Annotated in this window: 16 protein-coding genes; 6 read left to right on the top strand and 10 right to left on the bottom strand. The window is 64.2% G+C overall.

The window, feature by feature from the left end; translation table 11 throughout:
* Position 1: 1 nt before the first annotated feature.
* Complete coding sequence (urtE, locus tag IGS61_RS16595) at positions 2–700, top strand: urea ABC transporter ATP-binding subunit UrtE (protein ID WP_230540677.1); 699 nt, start codon at positions 2–4, stop codon at positions 698–700.
* 2 nt (positions 701–702) lie between these two features.
* On the opposite strand, the gene IGS61_RS16600 is transcribed toward urtE, so the two are convergent.
* Positions 703–1,287, bottom strand: coding sequence for a chromate transporter (locus tag IGS61_RS16600; RefSeq protein WP_230540678.1), 585 nt, complete (start codon positions 1,285–1,287; stop codon positions 703–705).
* Complete coding sequence (locus IGS61_RS16605) at positions 1,284–1,871, bottom strand: chromate transporter (protein WP_230540679.1); 588 nt, start codon at positions 1,869–1,871, stop codon at positions 1,284–1,286. Before IGS61_RS16605 ends, IGS61_RS16600 begins: the two co-directional genes overlap by 4 nt.
* 217 nt (positions 1,872–2,088) lie before the next feature.
* On the opposite strand from IGS61_RS16605, the gene IGS61_RS16610 reads away from it, so the two are divergent.
* Complete coding sequence (locus IGS61_RS16610) at positions 2,089–2,310, top strand: hypothetical protein (RefSeq protein ID WP_230540680.1); 222 nt, start codon at positions 2,089–2,091, stop codon at positions 2,308–2,310.
* A gap of 416 nt (positions 2,311–2,726) precedes the next feature.
* Here the strand turns inward: IGS61_RS16610 and IGS61_RS16615 are convergent, their stop codons facing one another.
* Together IGS61_RS16615 and IGS61_RS16620 are read right to left on the bottom strand one after the other, a co-directional pair.
* The gene (locus tag IGS61_RS16615; protein WP_230540681.1) at positions 2,727–3,326 is read right to left on the bottom strand and encodes a response regulator; all 600 of its coding nucleotides are present in this window, start codon (positions 3,324–3,326) and stop codon (positions 2,727–2,729) included.
* 361 nt (positions 3,327–3,687) lie between these two features.
* Positions 3,688–4,230 (bottom strand): phosphohydrolase, encoded by a 543-nt coding sequence (locus IGS61_RS16620; RefSeq protein WP_230540682.1) that lies wholly within the window; start codon positions 4,228–4,230, stop codon positions 3,688–3,690.
* Positions 4,231–4,430: 200 nt separating this feature from the next.
* Here IGS61_RS16620 and IGS61_RS16625 point away from each other — a divergent pair, with 200 nt between their 5' ends.
* Positions 4,431–7,568, top strand: a complete 3,138-nt coding sequence (locus IGS61_RS16625) for an NAD(P)-binding protein (RefSeq protein WP_230540683.1) — start codon at positions 4,431–4,433, stop codon at positions 7,566–7,568.
* 2 nt (positions 7,569–7,570) lie between these two features.
* A complete protein-coding gene (locus IGS61_RS16630) occupies positions 7,571–8,482 on the top strand; it encodes an alpha/beta hydrolase (RefSeq protein ID WP_230540684.1) in 912 nt (303 codons plus the stop codon).
* Here IGS61_RS16630 and IGS61_RS16635 read toward each other — a convergent pair.
* Complete coding sequence (locus IGS61_RS16635; protein WP_230540685.1) at positions 8,467–11,430, bottom strand: hybrid sensor histidine kinase/response regulator; 2,964 nt, start codon at positions 11,428–11,430, stop codon at positions 8,467–8,469. The two genes, IGS61_RS16630 and IGS61_RS16635, sit on opposite strands and share 16 nt — an antisense overlap.
* 94 nt (positions 11,431–11,524) lie before the next feature.
* Between IGS61_RS16635 and IGS61_RS16640 the strand changes: the two genes are divergently transcribed.
* A complete protein-coding gene (locus IGS61_RS16640) occupies positions 11,525–12,154 on the top strand; it encodes a LysE family translocator (RefSeq protein WP_034754929.1) in 630 nt (209 codons plus the stop codon).
* On the opposite strand, the gene IGS61_RS16645 is transcribed toward IGS61_RS16640, so the two are convergent.
* Positions 12,117–12,866 (bottom strand): YceI family protein, encoded by a 750-nt coding sequence (locus IGS61_RS16645; RefSeq protein ID WP_230540686.1) that lies wholly within the window; start codon positions 12,864–12,866, stop codon positions 12,117–12,119. The two genes, IGS61_RS16640 and IGS61_RS16645, sit on opposite strands and share 38 nt — an antisense overlap.
* 530 nt (positions 12,867–13,396) lie before the next feature.
* Complete coding sequence (locus tag IGS61_RS16650) at positions 13,397–16,090, bottom strand: M1 family metallopeptidase (protein ID WP_230540687.1); 2,694 nt, start codon at positions 16,088–16,090, stop codon at positions 13,397–13,399.
* A 261-nt stretch (positions 16,091–16,351) separates the two neighbouring features.
* Here IGS61_RS16650 and IGS61_RS16655 point away from each other — a divergent pair, with 261 nt between their 5' ends.
* Entirely contained in the window at positions 16,352–16,975 is a 624-nt protein-coding gene (locus IGS61_RS16655) for a glutathione S-transferase family protein (RefSeq protein WP_230540688.1), read from the top strand.
* Between the two features lie 90 nt (positions 16,976–17,065).
* Here the strand turns inward: IGS61_RS16655 and IGS61_RS16660 are convergent, their stop codons facing one another.
* The 3 genes from IGS61_RS16660 to IGS61_RS16670 form a co-directional block, all read right to left on the bottom strand.
* Positions 17,066–19,171 (bottom strand): prolyl oligopeptidase family serine peptidase, encoded by a 2,106-nt coding sequence (locus IGS61_RS16660; protein ID WP_230540689.1) that lies wholly within the window; start codon positions 19,169–19,171, stop codon positions 17,066–17,068.
* A 180-nt stretch (positions 19,172–19,351) separates the two neighbouring features.
* Positions 19,352–19,927: a hypothetical protein gene (locus tag IGS61_RS16665; RefSeq protein ID WP_230540690.1), complete on the bottom strand. Its 576-nt coding sequence runs from the start codon at positions 19,925–19,927 to the stop codon at positions 19,352–19,354.
* Between the two features lie 96 nt (positions 19,928–20,023).
* Complete coding sequence (locus IGS61_RS16670) at positions 20,024–20,659, bottom strand: DUF4304 domain-containing protein (RefSeq protein WP_230540691.1); 636 nt, start codon at positions 20,657–20,659, stop codon at positions 20,024–20,026.
* Positions 20,660–20,688 lie beyond the last annotated feature (29 nt).

Consider the following 20,688-nt stretch of genomic DNA (forward strand, 5'->3'; position numbering starts at 1 on the left):
CATGCTGGAAGTGCAAGAATTGAATCAATACTATGGCTCCTCGCACACCTTGCGCGGCATCAACTTGTCGGCGCGCAAGGGCGAATGCCTGGCCTTGCTGGGGCGTAATGGCGTGGGCAAGACGACCTTGCTGAAATGCCTGATGGGCGTGCTGCCCGTGGCGCAGGGCAAGGTGCTGTTCCAGGGGCGCGACATCACGAAGCTGGCGCCGCATGCGCGGGCCAAGCTGGGCATCGCCTACGTGCCGCAGGGACGCGACATCTTTGCGCGCCTGACGGTCGAGGAAAACTTGCTGATGGGCATGGCGGTGAAACGGGGCAGGCAGGCGGCGCGCATCGATCCCCACGTGTACGAGCTGTTTCCAGTGCTCAAGGAGATGCTGCAGCGGCGCGGCGGAGATTTGTCTGGCGGGCAACAGCAGCAACTGGCTATCGCCCGCGCCCTGCTGGCCGAGCCGCAGCTGATCATCTTCGACGAGCCGACGGAGGGCATCCAGCCCTCCGTCATCAAGGATATCGGCCGTGTTATTGCGCTATTGAAACAGCGGGGCGACATGGCCATCGTGCTGTGCGAGCAATATTTCGATTTCGCCCGCGAGCTGGCCGACGACTTCATTGTGCTGTCGCGGGGGCAGGTGGTGGCCAGTGGCAAGGCGGCGCAGATGGATGGCGAGGACGTGAAGCGCCACCTGGCCGTGTAAGGTCAGACGAGCTGCAGCCAGCCCAGGATCGCACCGCCCGCCAGCAGCCACAATAAATGGATCTTCGTGCGCCAGATGATCAGGCCGGCCACGATGGACAGGCTCCACAGGGGCCAGTCCGTGCGGATGTCGTGGTTGGCGCCGCCCAGGATCATGCCCGTGGAAATCAGGAGGGCGACGACGATGGGCGCCATGCCTTGCTTGAAGGCGCGCACGGGGCGCAGGTCGCGGTTGCGGTAGCCCCACTGGGCCGCCACGTAGGTGAGGGTGGTGCTGGGCAGCATGATGCCCACCATCGTGATGAACACGCCAAGCCAGGCGGCCGTGTAGCTGCCCGCGTTCATGCCCACGTTCCAGCCCATCAGGGCGACGAACAGCACGTTCGGGCCGGGTGCGGCCTGGGCGATGGCGATCGATTCATTGAATTGCGCCTGGGTCAGCCAGCCGTGCTGCTCGACGAGGAAACGGTGCATTTCGGACGTGGTGGAAATGGCGCCGCCGATCGACATCAGCGACAGCATCAGGTAATGGCCGAACAGGTTCAGCCAGTCGCCCGCGCTCAACACCAGTTGCAAGGGCGGATTCATGCGGACAGCTTTCGATACGTGAGCAGGCAGCCGATGCCGCCCAGGCCCAGCAGGATGTACAGCAGGGGCCAGCGGAAGATCGCCACCATCAGCACGCCCAGCACGGCGATGGGCAAGGTCAGCCACAGGGGCAGCGGATGCCTGGCCAGCGCGGTCGCCAGTTTCACGCCCGTGGCGGCGATCATGCCGGCCGACACGGCCGCCATGCCGCGCAGGGCGCCCGCCATCTGCGGGTTGTCGCCAAAGCGCGTGTACAGCACGCCCAGCAGCAAGACGATGACGAGGGGCACGGCCAGCATGCCGGCCAGCGCCGTCAGCGCGCCTTTCAAACCGAAATAGCGTCCGCCCACCATCAGCGACAGGTTGACGACATTCGGCCCCGGCATGATTTGCGCCACGGCCCAGTCTTCCAGGAATTCCTCTTGCGTCAGCCAGCGTTTGCGCTCGACCATTTCGCGCTGGATCACGGCCAGCACGCCGCCGAACCCCTGCAGGGCCAGCCAGGTGAACGAGAAGAACAGGTCGGCAAGCGAGGCGGGCTGCGGGCGGGACGGGTCGGGCGGAAGGGGCGAAGGCGAGGGCATGGCTGATTATCGCCGTGGCCGAGCGCGCTTGTCCACCGCTTTCGGCTTTGCTTGTGCCTGCAAGAAAAAAACCGTGGCTCATGTTTCCCTGCCATTGACATCGTGAGTTTATCGGCAATACTTTGAGCGGCAACATGACCGCTGTCCCTGTCCGCTGGCGCGGTTCGCACCGCTACGCCATTTCATCCCTCCGTCCCCTACGCAGGAGTTGCTTATCATGCCTCATTCCACAGAAACGCTGCATATGCCCGTCAACCCCGCGGTGCTGCACGCCCGCGTCGACCAGAAGATGTCCGACATCGTCGATCTGGGCATTGCCGTGCAGGCGGCCTTCAGTACCTTGTGCGCGCTGGAATACCTGAAGTCATACAATATCGCCCCCGAACTGATCGAGCGCGTACTGCTGCACCCGGAGCAGCGCCGCCAGACCGTGCATTGAGTATCCGCACGGCAACTGTGTTGCCGGTGGCCGCAGTCCGATATTGTCGAATTGATCACTATGGCTCAGTTATGCACAAATGATGAGTTAGCGAAATTGGCGAAATAATTTTCTTGTGATTATGTGTGAGTTTCTAAGTGTTTGATTTTAATGGATTTTATTTTTGCTGTTTGATTGAGCAGTTTATTGAAAGCCGCACGGGCTGTGGCTTTGAAGGCTGTCAATAGGCGCTTATCCACAAAGATATCCACAGTCCGTGTGGATATCTGAAAAAGCGCTTAACAATCCGCCACTTAGGAAATTGGGGCCGTTCAGTCCATGCAAAGGGTTGGCAAGATGGGCCAAAATGGGGCAGGGTACAAGCCTGTATGCCCATCCAGTACTCTTGATTTATGACTGAAAGTAGCTGCGCCCGATCAGGGCGTGCCGCCGGCTGGCGCCGGTGGCGCATCGCCGCACTGGGCCAGGGCGGCGGCCAGTTCGGCAAGCTGTTGCTGCGCTTCGCGCAAGGTGGCGTAGGTGCGCAGCGAGGCGATCACGGTAGTAAACAACTTGCGCGTGGTGAGGTCGGTCTTGCACCAGAAATCGTTGATGTCGTAGTCGATGATGATGCGGTGTTCCAGCGCCTGGCCAGGCTGGCCCGTGCGCAGGATGATGCGCACGGCACTGTTGTGCAAGTCTGCGCGCACCTGGCGCGCCACTTGCAGGCCGGCATCCTGGGTTTCCATGATGACATCGAGCAGCACCACGGCAATATCGGATGTGCTGCGCAGCAAGGCCAGCGCCTCGGCGCCCGAGTAGGCGTGCAGAAAGCTCAGCCTGCGGCCCTGGAAGCTGGCCTGGCTGAGGGCGAACTTGGTCACCACGTGCACGTCGACATCGTCATCGACGATCAGCACGCGCCATGGTGTTGCGTTGGCAGTCTCTGCCGCCGCATTTGCCCGTTCCAGCGGCTCATCGACCAGCCAGTCCGGTTCGTCCGCCCCCTTGGCGGAACTGTCGCTATCCATATTCATGCGTTTATCCACCGTTGATCGTGCTCGCTCACTCCACACTATGCCAGTCTGCGGGGTTTGTCAAAATAATGCTGTTCAGGCAAGACGGCCCGGGCAGGATTGCTTGTGCACAGCAAAATATATTTTCATGGCTGTCGAATAACTTTGCGTTGGCGCAAACCCATGATCCTAAGTCATTGATTTCATTGGGGTAAAAAATTGCCTGTGAAATCAGCAAATTATTGAAACCCGCATCAATACTGGCGTTGCGGCTTGTCAAGAGGGGCTTATCAACAACTTTATCCACAGTTGCTGTGGATATCTAAAAAAGCCGTGCAAAAACCGGGGCTTAGCGCCCGTTCGCGAGGCTGGGCAAACGCCGTCATGCCGCAAGCCCAAGCCCGCTCAGCCGGGCAAACGCATGCAGGAAGCGCTGCTTGGCTTCGGCCGGGCCCATGGCCTCGATTATACCGGGCAAGGGGGCGATGCCGTCAAGGTAAGCCCAGCGCTCGGCCGAGTGCGGCATCAGGTCGCGCTTTTCCGTGGCCAGCGCGATCAGGTCGGCCCGCTTGATGGGGGCGTAGTCGGAAAAATCCAGGCCATACGTGGCGGCGATGATGGCGCTGACCTTGTCTTCCAGCACGGCAAATTCCGGCAGCAGCACTTTCAAGGGCTTCACCATGTCGCCCAGGTAGGCTTCGGCCGCGTCGTGCAGCAGGGCGGCCAGGCGCAAAGGGGGCGGCACCAGCTCGGCGACGATCAGGCTGTGCTGGGCGACCGAATAAAACACTTGCGTCTGTCCATTGAAGCGGCACTGGTACGCGAGGCCGTGGGCGATGTCTTCGATGGCGACCTTGTCGATATGCGGGCGCAAGGGATAAAAGCGGTTGCCGGAATAGGTGGATACGTAGTCGGTAGTAATCATTTCAGGGTCAGTTCGCCTGCTTTGCACGGATGATCCATCCTACACCGGATGGCTGCCGCTTGCCTCACGCTTGTCCCTGCCCCTTCCGGCTGAGCCTATGCATCTTGGCAAATCCTTTAATTTATTTCATATCATTCATTGATCTTTCTCAAATACACTGTAGAAATCTTGTTTGAATGAAACTTAAAGGGGACAGGGCAATGACGGCGACACCTTCTGCAAGACCTTCGTATATCTATCAGGGCGGTTCGGTGATGATGCATGCGCCGCTGCAATTGAAACAGTCGGAAATGTACGGCTATTTCGTCCGCGGCGATCTGGCGAAATTGCAAGCGACCGTGAATACCACCCTGAACCAGGTGGCGGGCAGCAAGATGACCCTGAAAGCCCTGTCGCCGTACGTGATGCTGACGTTTACACGTGTCAACCATGCGGATTCAAGCAACCCCGTGGACCAGGCCAAGGGCTGGATCACGGAAGTCGACATCGTCACCTGGATCATGGTCGGTCAGATGGATGAACACGGCAAGCTCGCGCATATCTATTGGTATCCATGCCATATTTTTGTCGATGACGCGATGGCCCTGATCAACGGGCGCGAACTGTTCGGCTATCCGAAATACCTGTGCGACTACGAGATTCCCGCCGCCGGCAGCGAGCCGCTGCGCTGTTCCGTCGCCGCCAAGGGTTTCCAGCATTTCTCGCCGGAAACGAAACTGGCCCTGCACCCGCTGCTCGAAGTCAATGCCACCGTGCAGACGGGGCCGCACAAACCCGTCAACAGCTTTTTGGAACTCATCGAGCAGGCATTCCAGATTTTCCTCTCCATCCCCGATTTCTTCGACATGGACCAGGCCGGCTGGGCCGATATCCTGTCGCTGCTGCGCAATCCGCGCATCGACCAGATCTTCCTCAAGCAATTCCCCGACAGCGCGGGCGTGAAAGCCGTGTACCAGGCCCTGGTGGCCGCGCCGGCCGAGATCAACCGCCTGCACAGCGCGCGCCTGCTCGGCTATGAATACGAATGCACCTTGCACGCCTTCGACAGCTTCCCGCTGGACCAGACCCTGGGTTTGCAGCTGGGGCCGCAGGCGGCGATCTTGCCGTTCAACGTCAATTTCGACTTCACGGCCATGCCGGGCGAGGAACTGGTCGACAATTCGCGCATCGCGCCGGAAAAGATCGCCATCCTCGGCGGCGGCGTGGCCGCCATGACGGCGGCGTATTATCTGACGAACCAGCCGGGCTGGCAAAACCGGCACGCCATCACCGTCTACCAGCTGGGCTGGCGCCTGGGCGGCAAGGGCGCCAGCGGGCGCAATGCGCAGGCGGGCCAGCGCATCGAGGAACACGGCTTGCACATCTGGTTCGGCTTCTACGCGAACGCCTTCAGGATGATCAAGGAAGCGTATGCCAGCCTGGAGCGCCCGCCCGGATCGCCGCTGGCCACCTGGCGCGACGCTTTCAAGCAGCACGATTACGTGGCCCTGTCGGAAGACGTCAAGGGCAAGTGGCGCAACTGGTCGATCGTCTTTCCCACCTTGCCGGGCGAGCCGGGCGAGGGCGGCGAAGACATCACCCTGTGGCAGATGGCCATCGCCATGGTGGGCTGGATCGAGCAGTGGCTGCGCCAGATCCGGCAGGTGGCCGATGCCGATGCGCGCATCGTGCGTGCCAGTGCCTCGCAAGGCGAAGGCGTGTGGCCGGGCTGGCTGCGCCGCCTGGCCGATGAAGTGGTGGGGCAGGCCGATGAACTGGGGCTGGACGTGGGCCTGTCCGTGGGCGCGCTGGCGGCCCTGGTGGCCGACCTGGCGCCCGATTCCACGCGCCACGACCAGGCCCGCCACCAGCTGCTGGCCAGCACCCTGAACGGCATCCGCGCCTGGCTGCGCCTGCGCTACCGCGCCCTGATCGATGGCGACGATGAATTGCGCCGCCTGTTCACCTGCCTGGACCTGGGCATCACGGTCATGAAAGGCATGTTCGAGGATGGCGTGTTCAAGCACGGCTTCGACGTCATCAACGACATCGATTTCCGTGCCTGGCTCAAAAAACATGGCGGCGACGAGCAGTTCAGCGTCAATTCGGCGCCCGTGCGCGGCTTTTACGACCTGGTGTTCGCCTACGAGGGCGGCGATTTCGCCAAGCCGAACATCGAGGCGGGCACCTTGCTGCGGGCGATGGCGCGCATCGGCCTGGCCTACAAGGGCGGCATCATGTTCAAGATGCAGGCCGGCATGGGCGACACGATTTTTACGCCGCTGTACGAGGTGCTGAAAAAACGGGGCGTGGAATTCAGGTTCTTCCAGCGCGTGGAAGAACTGGTGCCGGGCGCGGGCGACATCGACAGCATCCGCATCACGCAGCAGGTGCAATTGAAGGACCCGGCTGCCGGCTATGCGCCGCTGGTCGACGTCAAGGGCCTGGCTTGCTGGCCCAGCGCGCCCGATTATGCGCAGCTTGATCCGGCGCAAGCGGCGCTGCTGCAAGGGCAGGAAGTCAACCTGGAATCGTACTGGAGCGACTGGCCGCAGCAGTACCAGCAGGCGTTCGGCCGGCAGCTGCCCGCCACGATCCTGAAGAAGGGCGTCGATTTTGACAAGGTGGTGTTCGGCATTTCCATCGGCTCGCTGCCGGCTTTGTGCCCGCAGCTGCTGGCGCAAAGCCCGGCCCTGCAACTGGCATCGGACAAGGTGAAAACGGTGGCCACGCAGGCCTATCAGGTATGGCTGAACAAAAACCTGGCGCAGATGGGCTGGACCACGCAGCCGAAGGGCCAGCAGCCCGTGCTGTCGGCCTTCACGGAGCCGTACGATACGTGGGCGCCGATGGATCAACTATTGGCGCACGAGGACTGGCCGGCGGGGCTGGAACCGAAAAACGTCTCGTATTTTTGCAGCGCCTTCCCCGTCGACAGCTACCCGCCCGTCACCGACACGGATTTCCCCGCCCGCTGCGCGGCCAGGGCGAAGCAGGGTGCGCTGCACCAGCTGGAACGCGAGATCGGCGCGCTGTGGCCCGAGGCGGGCGCGCCGGGCGCGTTCCCGTGGCAATGGCTGGTCGACGCGAAGCAGGGCACGGGGCCGGCGCGCTTCGACAGCCAGTACTGGCGCGCCAACGTCGACCCGTCCGAGCGCTACGTGATGTCGGTGGTGAACAGCACGCAGTACCGGCTGGCCACCGACCAGTCGGGCTTCAGTAACCTGTTCCTGACGGGCGACTGGATCAGGACGGGCATCAATGCGGGCTGCGTGGAGGCGGCCGTGATGGCCGGCATGCAGACCTCGCGCGCCATGACGGGCTATCCGGCCGTGATCCAGGGCGAGACGGATTTCTAGTGATGCAAGGCCTGCTGTTACTGTGTTTGATCTGTATCAATCTGCACGCCAGCGCCGCGCCGCCCGGCGCGATTTTCCTGTGGCCCGGCGCGCCGCCCGGTGGCGCGGCGCCGGGGCCGCAGCGCGCCAGCGCCAGGGGTTCCATCACGCAGGTGGAGCAGCCTTACCTGCTCGTGCACCGCCCGGCGCAGCCGAACGGCACGGCCATCCTGCTGGTCAGCGGCGGCGGTTATGCGCATATCGAGGCGGGCAAGGAAAGCGGCCCGGTCGCCGCCTGGCTGCAGGCGCAGGGCATCACGGCGTTTGAACTCGTGTACCGCCTGCCACGGGAGGGCGGCGGCGTCGGCGCGCCGTTCCAGGATGGCCAGCGGGCCATGCGCGTGATCCGCGCGCGCGCCGCCGAGTGGCGCATCGACCCGGCGCGCATCGGCATGCTGGGTTTTTCCGCCGGCGCGCACCTGGCCGGCATGACGGCCGTCCAGCCGGCCGCCGCCCTGTATGCGCCCGCCGATGCGATCGATGCCGTATCGGCGCGGCCCGATTTCGTCGTGCTGCTGTACCCCGTGCTGACCATGCAGCCGCCGTTCGACACGACGCATGCGAAGAAAGAGCTGCTGGGCGCTCGCCCCACGCAGGCGGCGCGCGATGCGCTGTCGGTGGAATGGCACGTCGATGCGCACACGCCGCCCGCCTTCATCGCGCAGGCGCTCGATGACCGCGTGTCGCCGCCCGAAAACAGTACATTGATGGCCGCCGCGCTGGGCCGCGCGGGCGTGCCGTTTGAGCTGCATCAGTTCCGGCACGGCGGCCATGGCTGGGGCCTGGGCAAGCCGGGCAGCGAGCCGGCCGCCTGGCCGCGGCTGTTGCTGGCGTGGCTGCAATCGCGTGGCTGGCTGCCTCAGGCTCCAGGCTGATTTTCCAGGTCGCGCCGCGCCACCTCCAGCGCCGCCTGCAGCTGCGGCAGGAATTGCTCCACGTTATCGAGCTGGCCATTCGAGGCCAGGGTTTCCATCTGGTGGCACAGGCCGTGCAGGGTGGGGCGGCTCAGGTAGCCGGCGCTGCCTTTCAATGCGTGGAAGGCGGCGGCCGCTGCGCTGGCATTGCCGTCGCGCACGGCGTGGCAAGCCAGGTCCAGGCGCCGCGGCGCTTCCGTCAAAAACGCTTGCGCGATGCGCTGCAAGTGCTGCGGCGACAGGCCCGCCAGCGGCAGGATGTGCACGGGCGCCGTCATGGGATCGGCCGGCGCCGGCGTTTGCGGTTGCGCGCCGCTGGCGTCGTCCAGGCCGAACTGGCGCGCCAGCGTGTCGTCCCCGGCGGACGCAGCGGGCGGCAGGGCGTGGCCGCGCGCCAGCAGCAGGTCGATGACGGCGTCGATTTTCTCGAACAGCAGCGCTTCGTCGACGGGCTTGCTGAGGAAGTCGTCCATGCCGGCGGCCAGGTAGCGTTGCCGGTCATGTTCGCTGGCGTTGGCCGTCAGGGCGATGATGGGAATGTGCGCGTCGGGAATGGGGAATTGGCCGTTGCCGCCGTCGCGGATCAGGCGCGCGGCCTGTTCGCCGTCCATTTCCGGCATGCGGCCATCCATCAGCACGCAGTCGTAGGGGCCGGATCCCAGCGCGCGCAGCGCCTGCTCGCCGTTTTCCACGATGGTCACGTCATGGCCCATGCTTTCGAGCAGGGTGCCGATGATGATCTGGTTGGTGCGCACGTCTTCGGCGCACAGGATGCGCAGGCGGCAGGCATGGCGCGCCTGGCGTGCCGGCCGGCGCGCATCGGCCGCGGGCGCGCTGCCGGGCGTCAGCGGCAAGGTGAAATGAAAGCGCGAACCGATGCCGACCCGGCTTTCCACGCCGATCGTGCCACCCATCAGTTCGACCAGTTCCTTGCAGATGGCCAGGCCCAGGCCCGTGCCGCCGTAGCGGCGCGTGGTGGAATGGTCGGCCTGCTCGAATTTCTGGAACAAGCGCGGCAAGGTGTCCGCGTCGATGCCGGGGCCCGTGTCGCTGATGATGAATTCGATGTCGCTGCGGCCATCGCGGCGCGGCGGCGTGCGGGCGCGCCGCACTTCCAGCAGCACTTCGCCATTCGCCGTGAATTTCAGCGCGTTGCCCAGCAGGTTGATGAGGATTTGCCGCAGGCGCGTGGGATCGGCGCGCACGTAGCGGGGCAAGTCCAGCGCCAGTTCGCGGCGCAGCAGCAGGCTCTTGGCGTCGGCCTGGCCCTGCACGATGCCGGCCGCGTCGCCGATCAGCGCCAGCAGGTCGAAATCCACCGTTTCCAGGGTCAGCTTGCCCGCGTCGATCTTGGAAAAGTCGAGGATGTCATTGAGAATGGTCAAGAGCGAGACGCCATTGTGCAGGCCGATGCGCAGGTATTCCTGCGTGCGGCCCTTGACGGACTGGTCGCGCAGGGCGAATTTCAGCATGCCGATCACGCCGGCCAGCGGCGTGCGGATGTCGTGGCTCATGGCGGACAGAAAATCGATGCGGTGGCGGCTGACCACTTCCGCGTGCTCCTTGGCTTTCAGCAGGGCGTCGTTGCTGAGGGTCAGCGCCAGGGTGCGTTCCTGCACCCGCTGTTCCAGGTTGTTGCGCAGCAGGCGGATCTGGTCGGCCAGGGCAAAGGCCAGCAGCAAGCCGTCCAAGGTGCCGCCGAGCAAGGTCACCAGCTGGGCGTTGGCCACCATGGCCGGCATCAGGCCCAGGTTGGCCGGCAGGATCAGAAAGCCGGGCAGCATCAGGGCGACGAAGGCCAGCACGAAGAAGCGCGCCGGCTGGTAGCCGCGGCGCCAGACGACGATGCCGCAGACGAGCGCGAGCAGCATCCAGATGCTGATGGCGATGGTGGCCAGCGTGTGCGCATACGACAGGGCGAAGAAGCAGCTGGGCAAGAGCAGCAGGGGCAGCACCAGGTTGACCTTGCTGAGGCGATACAGCAGGGGCGAGTAGTCGCGCAGGTGCAGGAAATGCATGTAGAACAGGGTGCTGAAGACGGGCAGCAGGAAAAACGGCACGTAATGCAGCTGCAGCTGGTGCCAGTCGAACAGGTCGGCAAAGACGTGGAAGGTCATGGCCCAGGCCAGGCCATACATCAGCACGTACAGCGCGTAATACGCCGAGGCTTTGTCCAGGGTGATGGAAAAGATGAAGAAATTGAACAGGCCCAGCGCCAGCAGGGCGCCGATGGACGCCACCATCAGGAAGTTTTCCTTGCCCACCAGCTTGCGGTAGTCTTGCTGCGTCTTCACGCCGAACAGGGGTGCGCGCGCGTAATAAGGGCTGGAAAAGCGGATCAGGATGTCATACGTGGCGCCTGGCGCCAGCTGCACGTTCCTGCCGTAGTGCAACAAATACTCGTGCGGACGCTGGTAGCCCGTCAGCAAGATCCGCGGCGGCGTGTGCGGCCCGGGGCCATACACGTAGACGTCGACCAGGTCGATCAGGGTGTCGTTCGGGTCGATGACCCAGGCCGCTTCGCTGCTGTCGTTGCGCACCTGCGCATGCAGCCAGTAGGCGCCGCCGAACAGGTCGACCTGGCCGGCCGGGCGCTGGCGCTCCAGCCAGGCGGGCAGGGCGGCCGCATCGGCAGGCGCGGCGTCATTACCGGCGAGAAATAGTTGCCCGCCATCGTCCAGATGAGCGATGCCTTGCTTGCTCAGGGGCAAGGGTGCCGCCTGCGCCGCGCCCGCCAGGCCCAGCAGGCCGAACAGCAGGCCGAGCAGGAGCGGCCAGCCGCATAGCCAGGCGCAGACGCGGGAGCTGGGAGCGCGGTGGCGGGAAAGGGGCGGGTGGGCTGGCATCGATGGATTGGGTGGTGGTCGCGCGGGAAATGGCGGCAACGCCGTTTGCTGTGGAGTGCTCATTTTAATCGACTCTCGGTGACACACGGGCAATTTCCTGCCCTGCCGGCATGGCGGCCGCTCCGGTATCATGTCGGCTTTTGCCTGCGAGATCTTCATGCTCAGTCCCGACCAGTTCCTGGCCTTCCTGGCCGCCGCCGTTTTGATCACCGCCAGTCCCGGCCCCGACAACCTGATGGTGCTGGGCGTGGGCATGTCGCGCGGACGCCGCCAGGGCATGGCCTTCGGCCTGGGCTGCGCCCTTGGCTGCCTCACGCATACCGTGCTGGCGACCATCGGCGTATCGGCCCTGCTGGCCGCCTCGCCCACGGCCTTTACGGCGCTGAAAGTGGCTGGCGGGCTGTACCTGGTGTGGCTGGGCATCGGCGCCTTGCGCAGCCGTGGCGGCGCCAGAGTCGATGGCGCGGCCGCCTTGCCCGACGAGTCCTTGCTGCGTTTGTTCGGCAAAGGGCTGTTTGCCAACAGTATCAATCCGAAAGTCGTGCTGTTTTTCCTCTCGTTCCTGCCGCAGTTTATCGTCGCCGGCCAGGGCAATGCCAGCTGGCAGACGGCGCAGCTGGGCCTGGTCTTCACGGCGCAGGCGTGCGTGCTGTTCGGCTTGCTCGGCTATTTTTCCGGCGCCGTCGGCCTGTGGCTGAACCGCCGCCCGCGCGCCGGCCTGTGGCTGGACCGCGTGGCCGGCACCATTTTCATCGGCCTGGGCTTGCGCCTGATCCTGGCGCGCTGAGGTCTTGCCGGGCGGTAATCCGGAACGCCAGTTCCATCTGGTCCTGCACGGCCATGGCACCGCCCAGGACGGCAAACGGCACGATGCCGAAGTCGCTCTGTTTCAGCAGCAGGCTGCCGCTGGCCTGCAGGCTGCGCCCATCGGCCGCTTGCTCGATCCGCACGGGCAAGCGCACCGCGCGCGTCACGCCATGCAGGGTGATGTCCGCATCGAACTCCTGCTGGTCGCCCGTGCGGCGCGCCTCGATGCTGACCCACGGATAGCGCTCGGCGTCCAGCACGCGCACCAGCATGTTGTGGCGCGTGCCGGCGATGGCGTCGGCCGACGGCGTCGTCGCCAGGCCGGCCGCCTGGCGTAGGCTGGCTTCATCCACACTCATCTCGTCCAGGCGGAAGCGGAACTGCGCGCGTCCCGGCGCGGGCGCCACCACGCCTTGCAGGGTGCGGCTGGCCACCACGTGGTCATGCCCGAGCCGCGCCAGCGCGCCGCCGCGGCGCACGGTGATGGTCAGCAGGGATTCTGCTGGCACGATGTGCAGCAGCTGCATGCCCGGCTGCTGCCACGCGGGCGCGGGCATGGCGGCAGGGGCGGCAGGAACGGCCAGCGCGGGAGCCGGCGCCGGCGGCAGGGGCGTGCAGGACGCCAGCACGGCGCAGGCGAGCAGGAAGGCGGTGCGGATGGCTGAGGGCGGGCGGCGGTTCTGGCTGAACATGGGGGCAGAAGGGACAAGGGCGATGGGGGAATGGTACGCGATCCGCGCGGCGGCGCGCGCGCAATGTTAGAGCTACGTCATAAGGCGGTCATATGGCGCTGCTATGATGCTTTCGTTGGCACACAGCATGCGGTGCGCAAATCACTACGTTCCGGGAGCGATAGGATGCAGGCATGACTCAACAGCTTAGCCGGTGAGCTCAACCATCGGCACCAGACATGTAAAAATTGTTTTATGGCAAGATCCGCAGGGCGGGGCAAGGGAAATGCAGGAATTGGGCGGGGATTTAATGAAGTCCTAAGCCTGACTCAATGAAGGACTGGCATAGTGGACACATGGCGCACGGAAACCCCGGGCGCAAGGTTGCCGGACACCTCAATGACCGGCACGATTTCCACTTTTTCATGTGTTTTTCCCGTTTTATCCCTGCGCTCTGAAACAGCGTTTCAACCGGCTACCGCACCTTGCGAAGCCGGTTTTTTTTGCCTGCGTTTTCATCACTTCCCGGCGCCGCGGCGCCGGGAAGCCACTTAGCCGGCCTGTTTTGCCAGCCACGCATCGACGGCCGGCAGGCGCTCGGCGCGTACCTTGATGCGGTATTTGATGCCGGCCACGGAACTGTCGGCGTCGCCGCGCGCGCTGGCCGGCAGGTTGGCCTGCGCGTACGCTTCCAGCTTGGCGATCATCTCCGGCTGCGCCGAGCCGGCGGCCAGGCGCGGGAAGTAGCGGCTGCGCGAACTGGCGTCGATGCGCGCATTGACTTGCTCCAGGTGCGCCAGCGCAAAGTCGAAGGCCAGTTCCGGATGCCTGCGCGACACGCGCGAGATCATGGCCGGGCTGTTGGTCACGCCCGGTTCCTCCGTCAGCGCCAGCGCCAGCGCGCGCTGCGCCAGGGCGGGATCATCGCTCGAGGCCAGCAGGTCGTACAGCTGGTTCTTCACCAGCGGCGTCTTTTCCTGCTGCGCCTTGGCGTGCAGCTGCTCCCAGGTGGCGGCGTCCGCATGCTGCGCCACCACGCCCAGGATGGTGCGGCGCAGCGGCGCGGGCATGGCGGACGGGTCTTGCTCGCTGGCCGCGTAGCGGCGGCGCGCCTCGGCGATCACGCCGGGCTCGCCCATGTCGCCGAGGATGGCAATCAGGCGTCCGCGCAGGGTCGCCACGCTCGACGCTTCGCCGGCGCGCGCTTCCCAGCCCGTCTGCGCCATCATCGGCGCCAGGCGCGCCATGGCGAAGCGGCCGAAAGCCTGCTGGCGCGCGGCATCGCCCGCATACTGTTCATACAGGCCGTTCAGCGACCCGGCCACCCGGCCCAGCACTTGCGGGTCGGCCGACAGGGGCGTGGCTTTCACCAGTTCCAGGAAACCGGCCGGGTCTTGCAAGCCCGCCATGCCCAGCGACTGGCTGTCCGCCAGCAAGCCCAGCTGGTCGATCGGCGCCAGGCGCGCGAAGCTGCCCGCCAGCGCGTGCGTGCCGGCGGGCTCGTACAGGGTGCGGTAGTAGCCGCTCTGGCCCGCATTCACCAGCAGCGCGCCGCAGCCAGGCACGTTCAGGGTGGCCTTGCCGTTCTTGAGCACCACCTTGGCCAGCTTGCCGTTGCCGACGGTCGACGCGATCACCGGCACTTTCCACGACAGCGGCTTCTTGTCCGGCTGGTCCTTGGAAAATTCCGTCTGCGTCAGGGTCACGCGCGTGCTGCCCTTCCTGCACACGGCGTCGCCCACGGTGATCATCGGCACGCCCGGCTGCAGGGTGAAATCATGGGCGATGGCGCTGACGGGCTTGCCCGCGGCCGCATCGACTTCGCGCCACAGGTCGTCCGACACCGTATTGCCATACGCATGCTTGCGCATGTAGCTGCGCACGGCCGTGCGCCACGTGTCGGCGCCCACATACGCTTCGAGCATGCGGATCACCGCCTCGCCCTTTTGATAGGTGATGCCGTCGAAGGCCTGGCTGGCCTGTTCCACGGTGGCGATGCGCTGCACCACCGGGTGCGTGGTGCGCAGCGCATCCTGGCTCATGGCCGATTCGCGCCCGCCCACGTTGGACAGGGCCGTGTTCCACTCGGGGTGCAGACGCTCCGTGGTGCGGCTTTCCATCCACGACGCAAAGCCTTCGTTGAGCCACAGGTCGTCCCACCAGCGCATGGTGACCAGGTCGCCGAACCACTGGTGCGCCATTTCATGCGACAGGGTGGTGTAGATGTTTTCCTTGTCCGACTGGGTCGAGATGGCCGGGTCGAGCAGCAAGCCGTATTCGAAGGTGAAGACGGCGCCCCAGTTTTCCATGGCGCCGAAGAACTGGCTGCGGCCCGGCGCGGCGATGTTGTCGAGCTTGGGCAACGGATAGCGCACGCCGAAATAATCGTTGTACTCGCGCAGCAGGGCGGCCGACTCGTCGAGCGCGAAGCGGCTTTGCGCCAGCGCGCCCTTTTTCGTGATGACGCCCACTTCCGTGCCGTCGGCCATCTTTGTCGCCCGTTCGAAGTCGCCCAGGCCGAAGAACAGCAGATACGTCGACATGCGCGGCGTGGTGGCGAAATACACGTGCTTCATGCCATTGCCCAGCTCTTCGCTGCTGGCGATGGGCATGTTGCCGACGGCCATCTGGTTGCTTGGTACGACCACGTCCAGCGCGAAGGTGGCCTTGTAGTCCGGCTCATCCCACGACGGCAGCATGCTGCGCGCGTCCGAATTTTCGAACTGCGTGTACAGCGCGCGCTGGCGCCCCTGCGGCGTGTCGTAGTCGAGCGAGAACAGGCCCGTCGCCTGCGTGCCGATCTTGCCGCTGTAGTCGATGCGCAGCAGATATTCGCCCTTGGCCAGCGGCTGGGCAAAATGCACGGTGGCCGTCTGCTTGTCCGCATCGATATCGACCTTGCGCGTCACCTGCTTGCTGCCGCCCGCGCCTTCGATGGCGGCGGCGGCAAACGCCAGGTTCAAGGCATTGAAGGTGATGCTGGCCGTCGGCGTGTCGACGGCCACCTTGATGGCCGCTGCGCCCTTGAAGGTGGCGGCGGCGGCGTCCGGCGTGATCGACAGCGCATAGTGCAAGGGCGTGACGCCGCGCGGCAGCTGCGTGGTGGTGCCGATGGCGTGGCTGGCCGAGGCGTGCCTGGCGGCCGGGGCGGCGTGGCCCGGGCTGAAGGCGGTGGCGGCGGTCAGTGCCAGGATGGCGGCGGCCAGTTGGCTGCGGCGGAAACGCGGAGTCGGTGTGCGATGCATGGTATGCCCTTCGTTCATGAGTAAAACGCCCGCCGGCCGGATAGGCCGTGGGCGTTGATGGCGGTTGGGGGACATCGCTGGAACTGAAGGCCAGCGTTCCCGTACAGCAATCTAAGGCGAAACGGGGGCAAAGTCAACGCGCCAGGGGTGCCGCACCATGGCGGTGCGCTGGTATGATGGGCGACTGACCGTACTGCCACCGGCCAGTCCTTCAGATGATTGTCAACACCATCCACCACTACAACGAGACGAGACCTGCACATGAAACTGACTATCAGCCCCCGCACGCCCAATCCGCGCCGCGTCACCATGTTCATCGCCGAGAAGGGCATTACCGGCATCGAGGAAGTGGCGCTCGACCTGATGGCGGGCCAGCACCGCGATCCCGCCTTCCTGGCGAAAAACCCGCTGGGCCGCGTGCCCGTGCTGGAGCTGGACGACGGGCGCGTGCTGACCGAGACGCGCGCCATCTGCACGTATCTGGAAGGCTTGCAGCCGCAGCCGAACCTGATGGGCGAAGGCTTCGAGGAGCGCGCCTTCATTGAAATGGCCGACCGCCGCGTGGAACTGCACCTGTTCAGCGCCGCCGCCAACTGGGTGCGCCACGGCCATCCGGCCCTGGTGGCGCTGGAAAACCCGCAGTTTCCCGATTTCGCCACGGCGCAGGCGGGCAAGCTGCGCGAAACGGCGCAATGGCTGGACCAGGTGCTGGCCAGCCAGCCCTACATCGCCGGCGAGCGGTTTACGATTGCCGACATCACGGCCTTCTGCGCGCTGGAATTCGCGCGCGGGCTGATGAAGTACCGTCCCGGCGCGGAAGGTTTATCCAACCTGCAAACTTACCGCGACCGCATCGCCGAGCGCCCCAGCGCGCAGGCGAAGTAAAGGCCAAATGCAGAACGCCTGCGCCGGAGTCTCCGGTGCAGGCGTTTCTGCTTGCGCAAGGCCCGTCGGGCCCCGTTTACTTCAACTTCTTTACTTCAGCTGCTCGTGCAGGAAGGTGTAGGTCAGCGCCCACATCAGCGCCTGCTGGTCGTTGTTGGCGGCGCCCGCATGGCCGCCTTCCGTGTTTTCCCAGTAGAGCACGTCGTGGCCTTGCTCTTCCATCTTCGCCACCATCTTGCGCGCATGGCCGGGGTGGACCCGGTCGTCGCGCGTCGAGGTGGTAAACAGCACGCGCGGATATTTCTTGTCCTTGAAGACGTTCTGGTACGGCGAGTACTTGCTGATGTAAGCCCATTGTTCCGCCACGTCCGGGTCGCCGTATTCTCCCATCCACGAGGCACCCGCCAGCATCTTGTTATAGCGGCGCATGTCGAGCAGCGGCACCTGGCTGACGACGGCGTTGAACAAATCGGGACGCTGCACCAGCACGGCGCCCGTCAGCAGGCCGCCATTGCTGCCGCCCATGATGCCCAGGTGGCGCGGACTGGTGACTTTGCGCTTGATCAAGTCCTGCGCCACGGAGATGAAATCGTCATACGCGCGCTGGCGGTTTTCCTTCAGCGCCGCCTGGTGCCAGCGGGGGCCGAATTCGCCGCCGCCGCGGATATTGGCCAGCACGTACACGCCGCCCTTGTTCAGCCACGCTTCGCCGATGATGCCGCTGTAGCTCGGTTTCAGCGACACTTCGAAGCCGCCATAGCCATACAGCACGGTGGGATTGCGGCCGTCGAACTTCGTCTTCTTGCCCATGATGGCGAAATACGGCACCTTGGTGCCATCCTTCGACGTCGATTCGAACTGTTCCACCTTGTACGGCGCGGCATCGAAGAAGGCGGGCAGCGACTTGATTTTCGTGCGCTTGTCGCTCTGCGCCGTGCCCAGGTACAGGGTGGTCGGATTGAGGAAGTCTGTTACCGTCAGGAAATACTGATCCGAGTCGACGGGATCGAGCGCGCTGACGGCCAGGGTGCCCAGTTTCGGCGCATCGACGGCGCGGCGCTGCCACTTGCCGTTCACGTGGCGCAGTTCCGTCAGGCGGTTTTTCACTTTGTCCAGGGTGGTCACGAGGATGGCCGACTTCGTCGCCGTGACATTGTCCAGCGACGACGTGGCCGTGGGCGCGTACAGCACTTCCAGCGCCTGCCCGCCCTGCATGAAGGCCTTGAAATCCGTGGCCAGCAGCGAGCCTTGCGCATAGGTCTTGCCGTTCGCTTTCCAGTCCGAACGCAGGGTGATGATCAATTGGTCGCGCACGGTGAAGGCCGTGGCGTCGTCCGGTTTCGGCACTTTCTTCAAGCCGGCGCCGTCGCGCAAGAACATTTCGCCGCTGTAGAAATCGATCTGCCGCTCGATGAACTGGTGTTCGTGGCCGGGCGTGAAATCCTTGTAGGCGCCCGCGCTCAGGTCGTCGGGTTTCGCTTCATACAAGGTTTTCGCCTGCGCCAGCGGCGTGCCGCGCTGCCACTCCTTGATGATGCGCGGGTAGCCGGAGCTGGTCATCGAGCCGGGGCCGAAATCGGTGGAGACGAACAGGGTATCGGCGTCGATCCAGCTGGCGCTGCCCTTCGCTTCGGGCAGGGTAAAACCGCCGTCGACAAACGCGCGTTTCGCCACGTCGTATTCGCGCACCACCTTGGCGTCGCCGCCGCCGCGCGACAGGGAAATCAGGCAGCGTTCGCCCTTCGGATACAGGCAGGAGGCGCCGCCCCAGACCCAGTTTTCACTCTCGCCGGCGGCCAGCTGGTCGAGATCGATCACGGTTTCCCACGCGGGTTCGGCCTGCTGGTACTGCGCCAGGGTGGTGCGGCGCCAGATGCCGCGCACGTGCTGGGCGTCGCGCCAGAAATTGTAGTAATACTCGCCTTCCTTGCTGACGTAGGGAATGCGTTCCTTCGAGTTGAGGATGGTTTTCAGGCGCGCCTGCAGGGCTGCGAAGCCGGGCTGGCTTTCCAGTTCCTTCGTGGTGACGGCATTATGCTGTTTGACCCAGGCCAGCGGCTTGTCGCCGAGGACTTCTTCCAGCCACAAATGGGGATCGGTGTTGGCGGCGGCAGGGGAGGGGGCTTGCGCATGGGCAATGCCCGCTGCGGCCAGGCCGAGCAGCATGCTGCTGGCGAAGGTGCGATATGACGACATGGTGGGTTTCCTGGTTGGTCCGATGGAGGCCGCTTTGCAGGCAAAACGGCGCAGCCATGGTGCCACGGATTGCTGTGGGGAACCAGTGTCTAGGGACGACTATTTGAAAAATAGCATGTTTTTCTAATATTGTTTGCTGGAATGGATGCCGGCCGCAGAATCTGCGGCCTGTCGCGCCGTTCAGGAGGCGCCAGGTTCGGTCAGGGCGCTCACGGTAAGCCGCGTCTTTTCGACATCGCCGCCGTCAGGGTGATAAATCCACAATGCATCGTTGTCGCGGCTGTCGATGAACAGGATGCGCGTGTTTTCCTCGCCGATGGACAGGCAGGCCGCCAGCTCGGCCAGACTGAACGGCGCTGCCTGCTTCGAATCCGTGCCCGCCGCCTGTGCCAGGGTTTGCGCAAAGCCGGCCAGCTGCCTGACTGCCAGATACCTTGTTCCATCCACCTCGACGTCTTGACACAGCGCGTCCAGGCTGTACAGCGTGAAGTGATCTTCATCGCTGACAATCGCCACGCCGGGACGCGGCTTTCCGCTGCGCAGGTGCTCGAGATAGGCCTGGGGCAGGGCCACTTTTTCGCTTGCCAGCCATTTTTCCAGCTGCTTGCCGCTTTGCTTCGCTACTTTGGCGGCCTTGGGGACGACGGCTTCGCAAGCCTGCGCTGTCCAGGCGACCGGATTGAACTGGAACGTCCTTGCGCATGCGGGGCAGTGCAGGAACATGAATGTCATTTTTTTGCCGATGGCCGTTTTCAAGAACGCTTCATCTGAGGCATCCATTGCGCTGGGGTCGAAATGGCGCCCGCAGTCGCCATCGTAGGGACAAGTGATTTCGGTCATGGTGTAGGGTGTTCAAGCATTGAAGTATTTATCCATACGCAAAGCGATCTCCTCTTTTTCTTGCGGATCAGATGCCTGGGGATTTCTTTCCCAGTAGGCAATGCCTTCGTTCAAGGCCCACAAGGCTTTTTCCTGCTTGCCCGCCATCAGATAGAAATCGCAGGCCCTGGCATGCGAGTCTTGCGCTTCGACCAGGGCCAGGGCCGCATTTTCCCAGTTGGACCGGTGGTCGAGCCAGGGAATGGCCAACGCCAGCAGATTGTCCCGTAGGCAAGCCATGACGGTTGCCCGACGGGATGGATCGACGAGCTGGTGTTCTTTGTCCTGTTTGCCATCGATGACAGGGAATTGCCAGTTCGGGATATTCCAGTCCGCCACACCGCCAACGATATGGTTGACAGGTTCACGGCCGTAGCGCGCCGTGTGCCACGATGCGTAGGACCTGGACGCAACCTGATAGTGGCTCCAGAATGCCACGCAGACATGCTCTTCGTTGTATCGGTTGGCCTGGAAATGGATGGTCTGGATGAATTCGTTCTGCGTGCGCTTGAAGGTCAGCTGGCTTGGCGAGAACTTGAAGCCCGCTGCGGTCAGCGGCTCCAGCAAGAACTCTTCAATATTGGCGATGATCAGTGCTTTTGGTTTCATCCTGTTCCCTGGCATTGACGGTTGCGCCG

This window comes from Janthinobacterium sp. FW305-129, from assembly GCF_020858115.1.
Classification (GTDB): Bacteria; Pseudomonadota; Gammaproteobacteria; order Burkholderiales; family Burkholderiaceae_D; genus Janthinobacterium.

Excerpts from the sequence above, each read along its gene's own strand:
- urtE (WP_230540677.1), top strand. The coding sequence starts at position 2 with ATGCTGGAAGTGCAAGAATTGAATCAATACTATGGCTCCTCGCACACC.
- IGS61_RS16660 (WP_230540689.1), bottom strand. The coding sequence starts at position 19,171 with ATGTCGTCATATCGCACCTTCGCCAGCAGCATGCTGCTCGGCCTGGCC.
- IGS61_RS16620 (WP_230540682.1), bottom strand. The coding sequence starts at position 4,230 with ATGATTACTACCGACTACGTATCCACCTATTCCGGCAACCGCTTTTAT.
- IGS61_RS16645 (WP_230540686.1), bottom strand. The coding sequence starts at position 12,866 with ATGTTCAGCCAGAACCGCCGCCCGCCCTCAGCCATCCGCACCGCCTTC.
- IGS61_RS16650 (WP_230540687.1), bottom strand. The coding sequence starts at position 16,090 with ATGCATCGCACACCGACTCCGCGTTTCCGCCGCAGCCAACTGGCCGCC.
- IGS61_RS16635 (WP_230540685.1), bottom strand. The coding sequence starts at position 11,430 with ATGAGCACTCCACAGCAAACGGCGTTGCCGCCATTTCCCGCGCGACCA.
- IGS61_RS16605 (WP_230540679.1), bottom strand. The coding sequence starts at position 1,871 with ATGCCCTCGCCTTCGCCCCTTCCGCCCGACCCGTCCCGCCCGCAGCCC.
- IGS61_RS16630 (WP_230540684.1), top strand. The coding sequence starts at position 7,571 with ATGCAAGGCCTGCTGTTACTGTGTTTGATCTGTATCAATCTGCACGCC.
- IGS61_RS16655 (WP_230540688.1), top strand. The coding sequence starts at position 16,352 with ATGAAACTGACTATCAGCCCCCGCACGCCCAATCCGCGCCGCGTCACC.
- IGS61_RS16640 (WP_034754929.1), top strand. The coding sequence starts at position 11,525 with ATGCTCAGTCCCGACCAGTTCCTGGCCTTCCTGGCCGCCGCCGTTTTG.
- IGS61_RS16625 (WP_230540683.1), top strand. The coding sequence starts at position 4,431 with ATGACGGCGACACCTTCTGCAAGACCTTCGTATATCTATCAGGGCGGT.
- IGS61_RS16615 (WP_230540681.1), bottom strand. The coding sequence starts at position 3,326 with ATGAATATGGATAGCGACAGTTCCGCCAAGGGGGCGGACGAACCGGAC.
- IGS61_RS16670 (WP_230540691.1), bottom strand. The coding sequence starts at position 20,659 with ATGAAACCAAAAGCACTGATCATCGCCAATATTGAAGAGTTCTTGCTG.
- IGS61_RS16600 (WP_230540678.1), bottom strand. The coding sequence starts at position 1,287 with ATGAATCCGCCCTTGCAACTGGTGTTGAGCGCGGGCGACTGGCTGAAC.
- IGS61_RS16610 (WP_230540680.1), top strand. The coding sequence starts at position 2,089 with ATGCCTCATTCCACAGAAACGCTGCATATGCCCGTCAACCCCGCGGTG.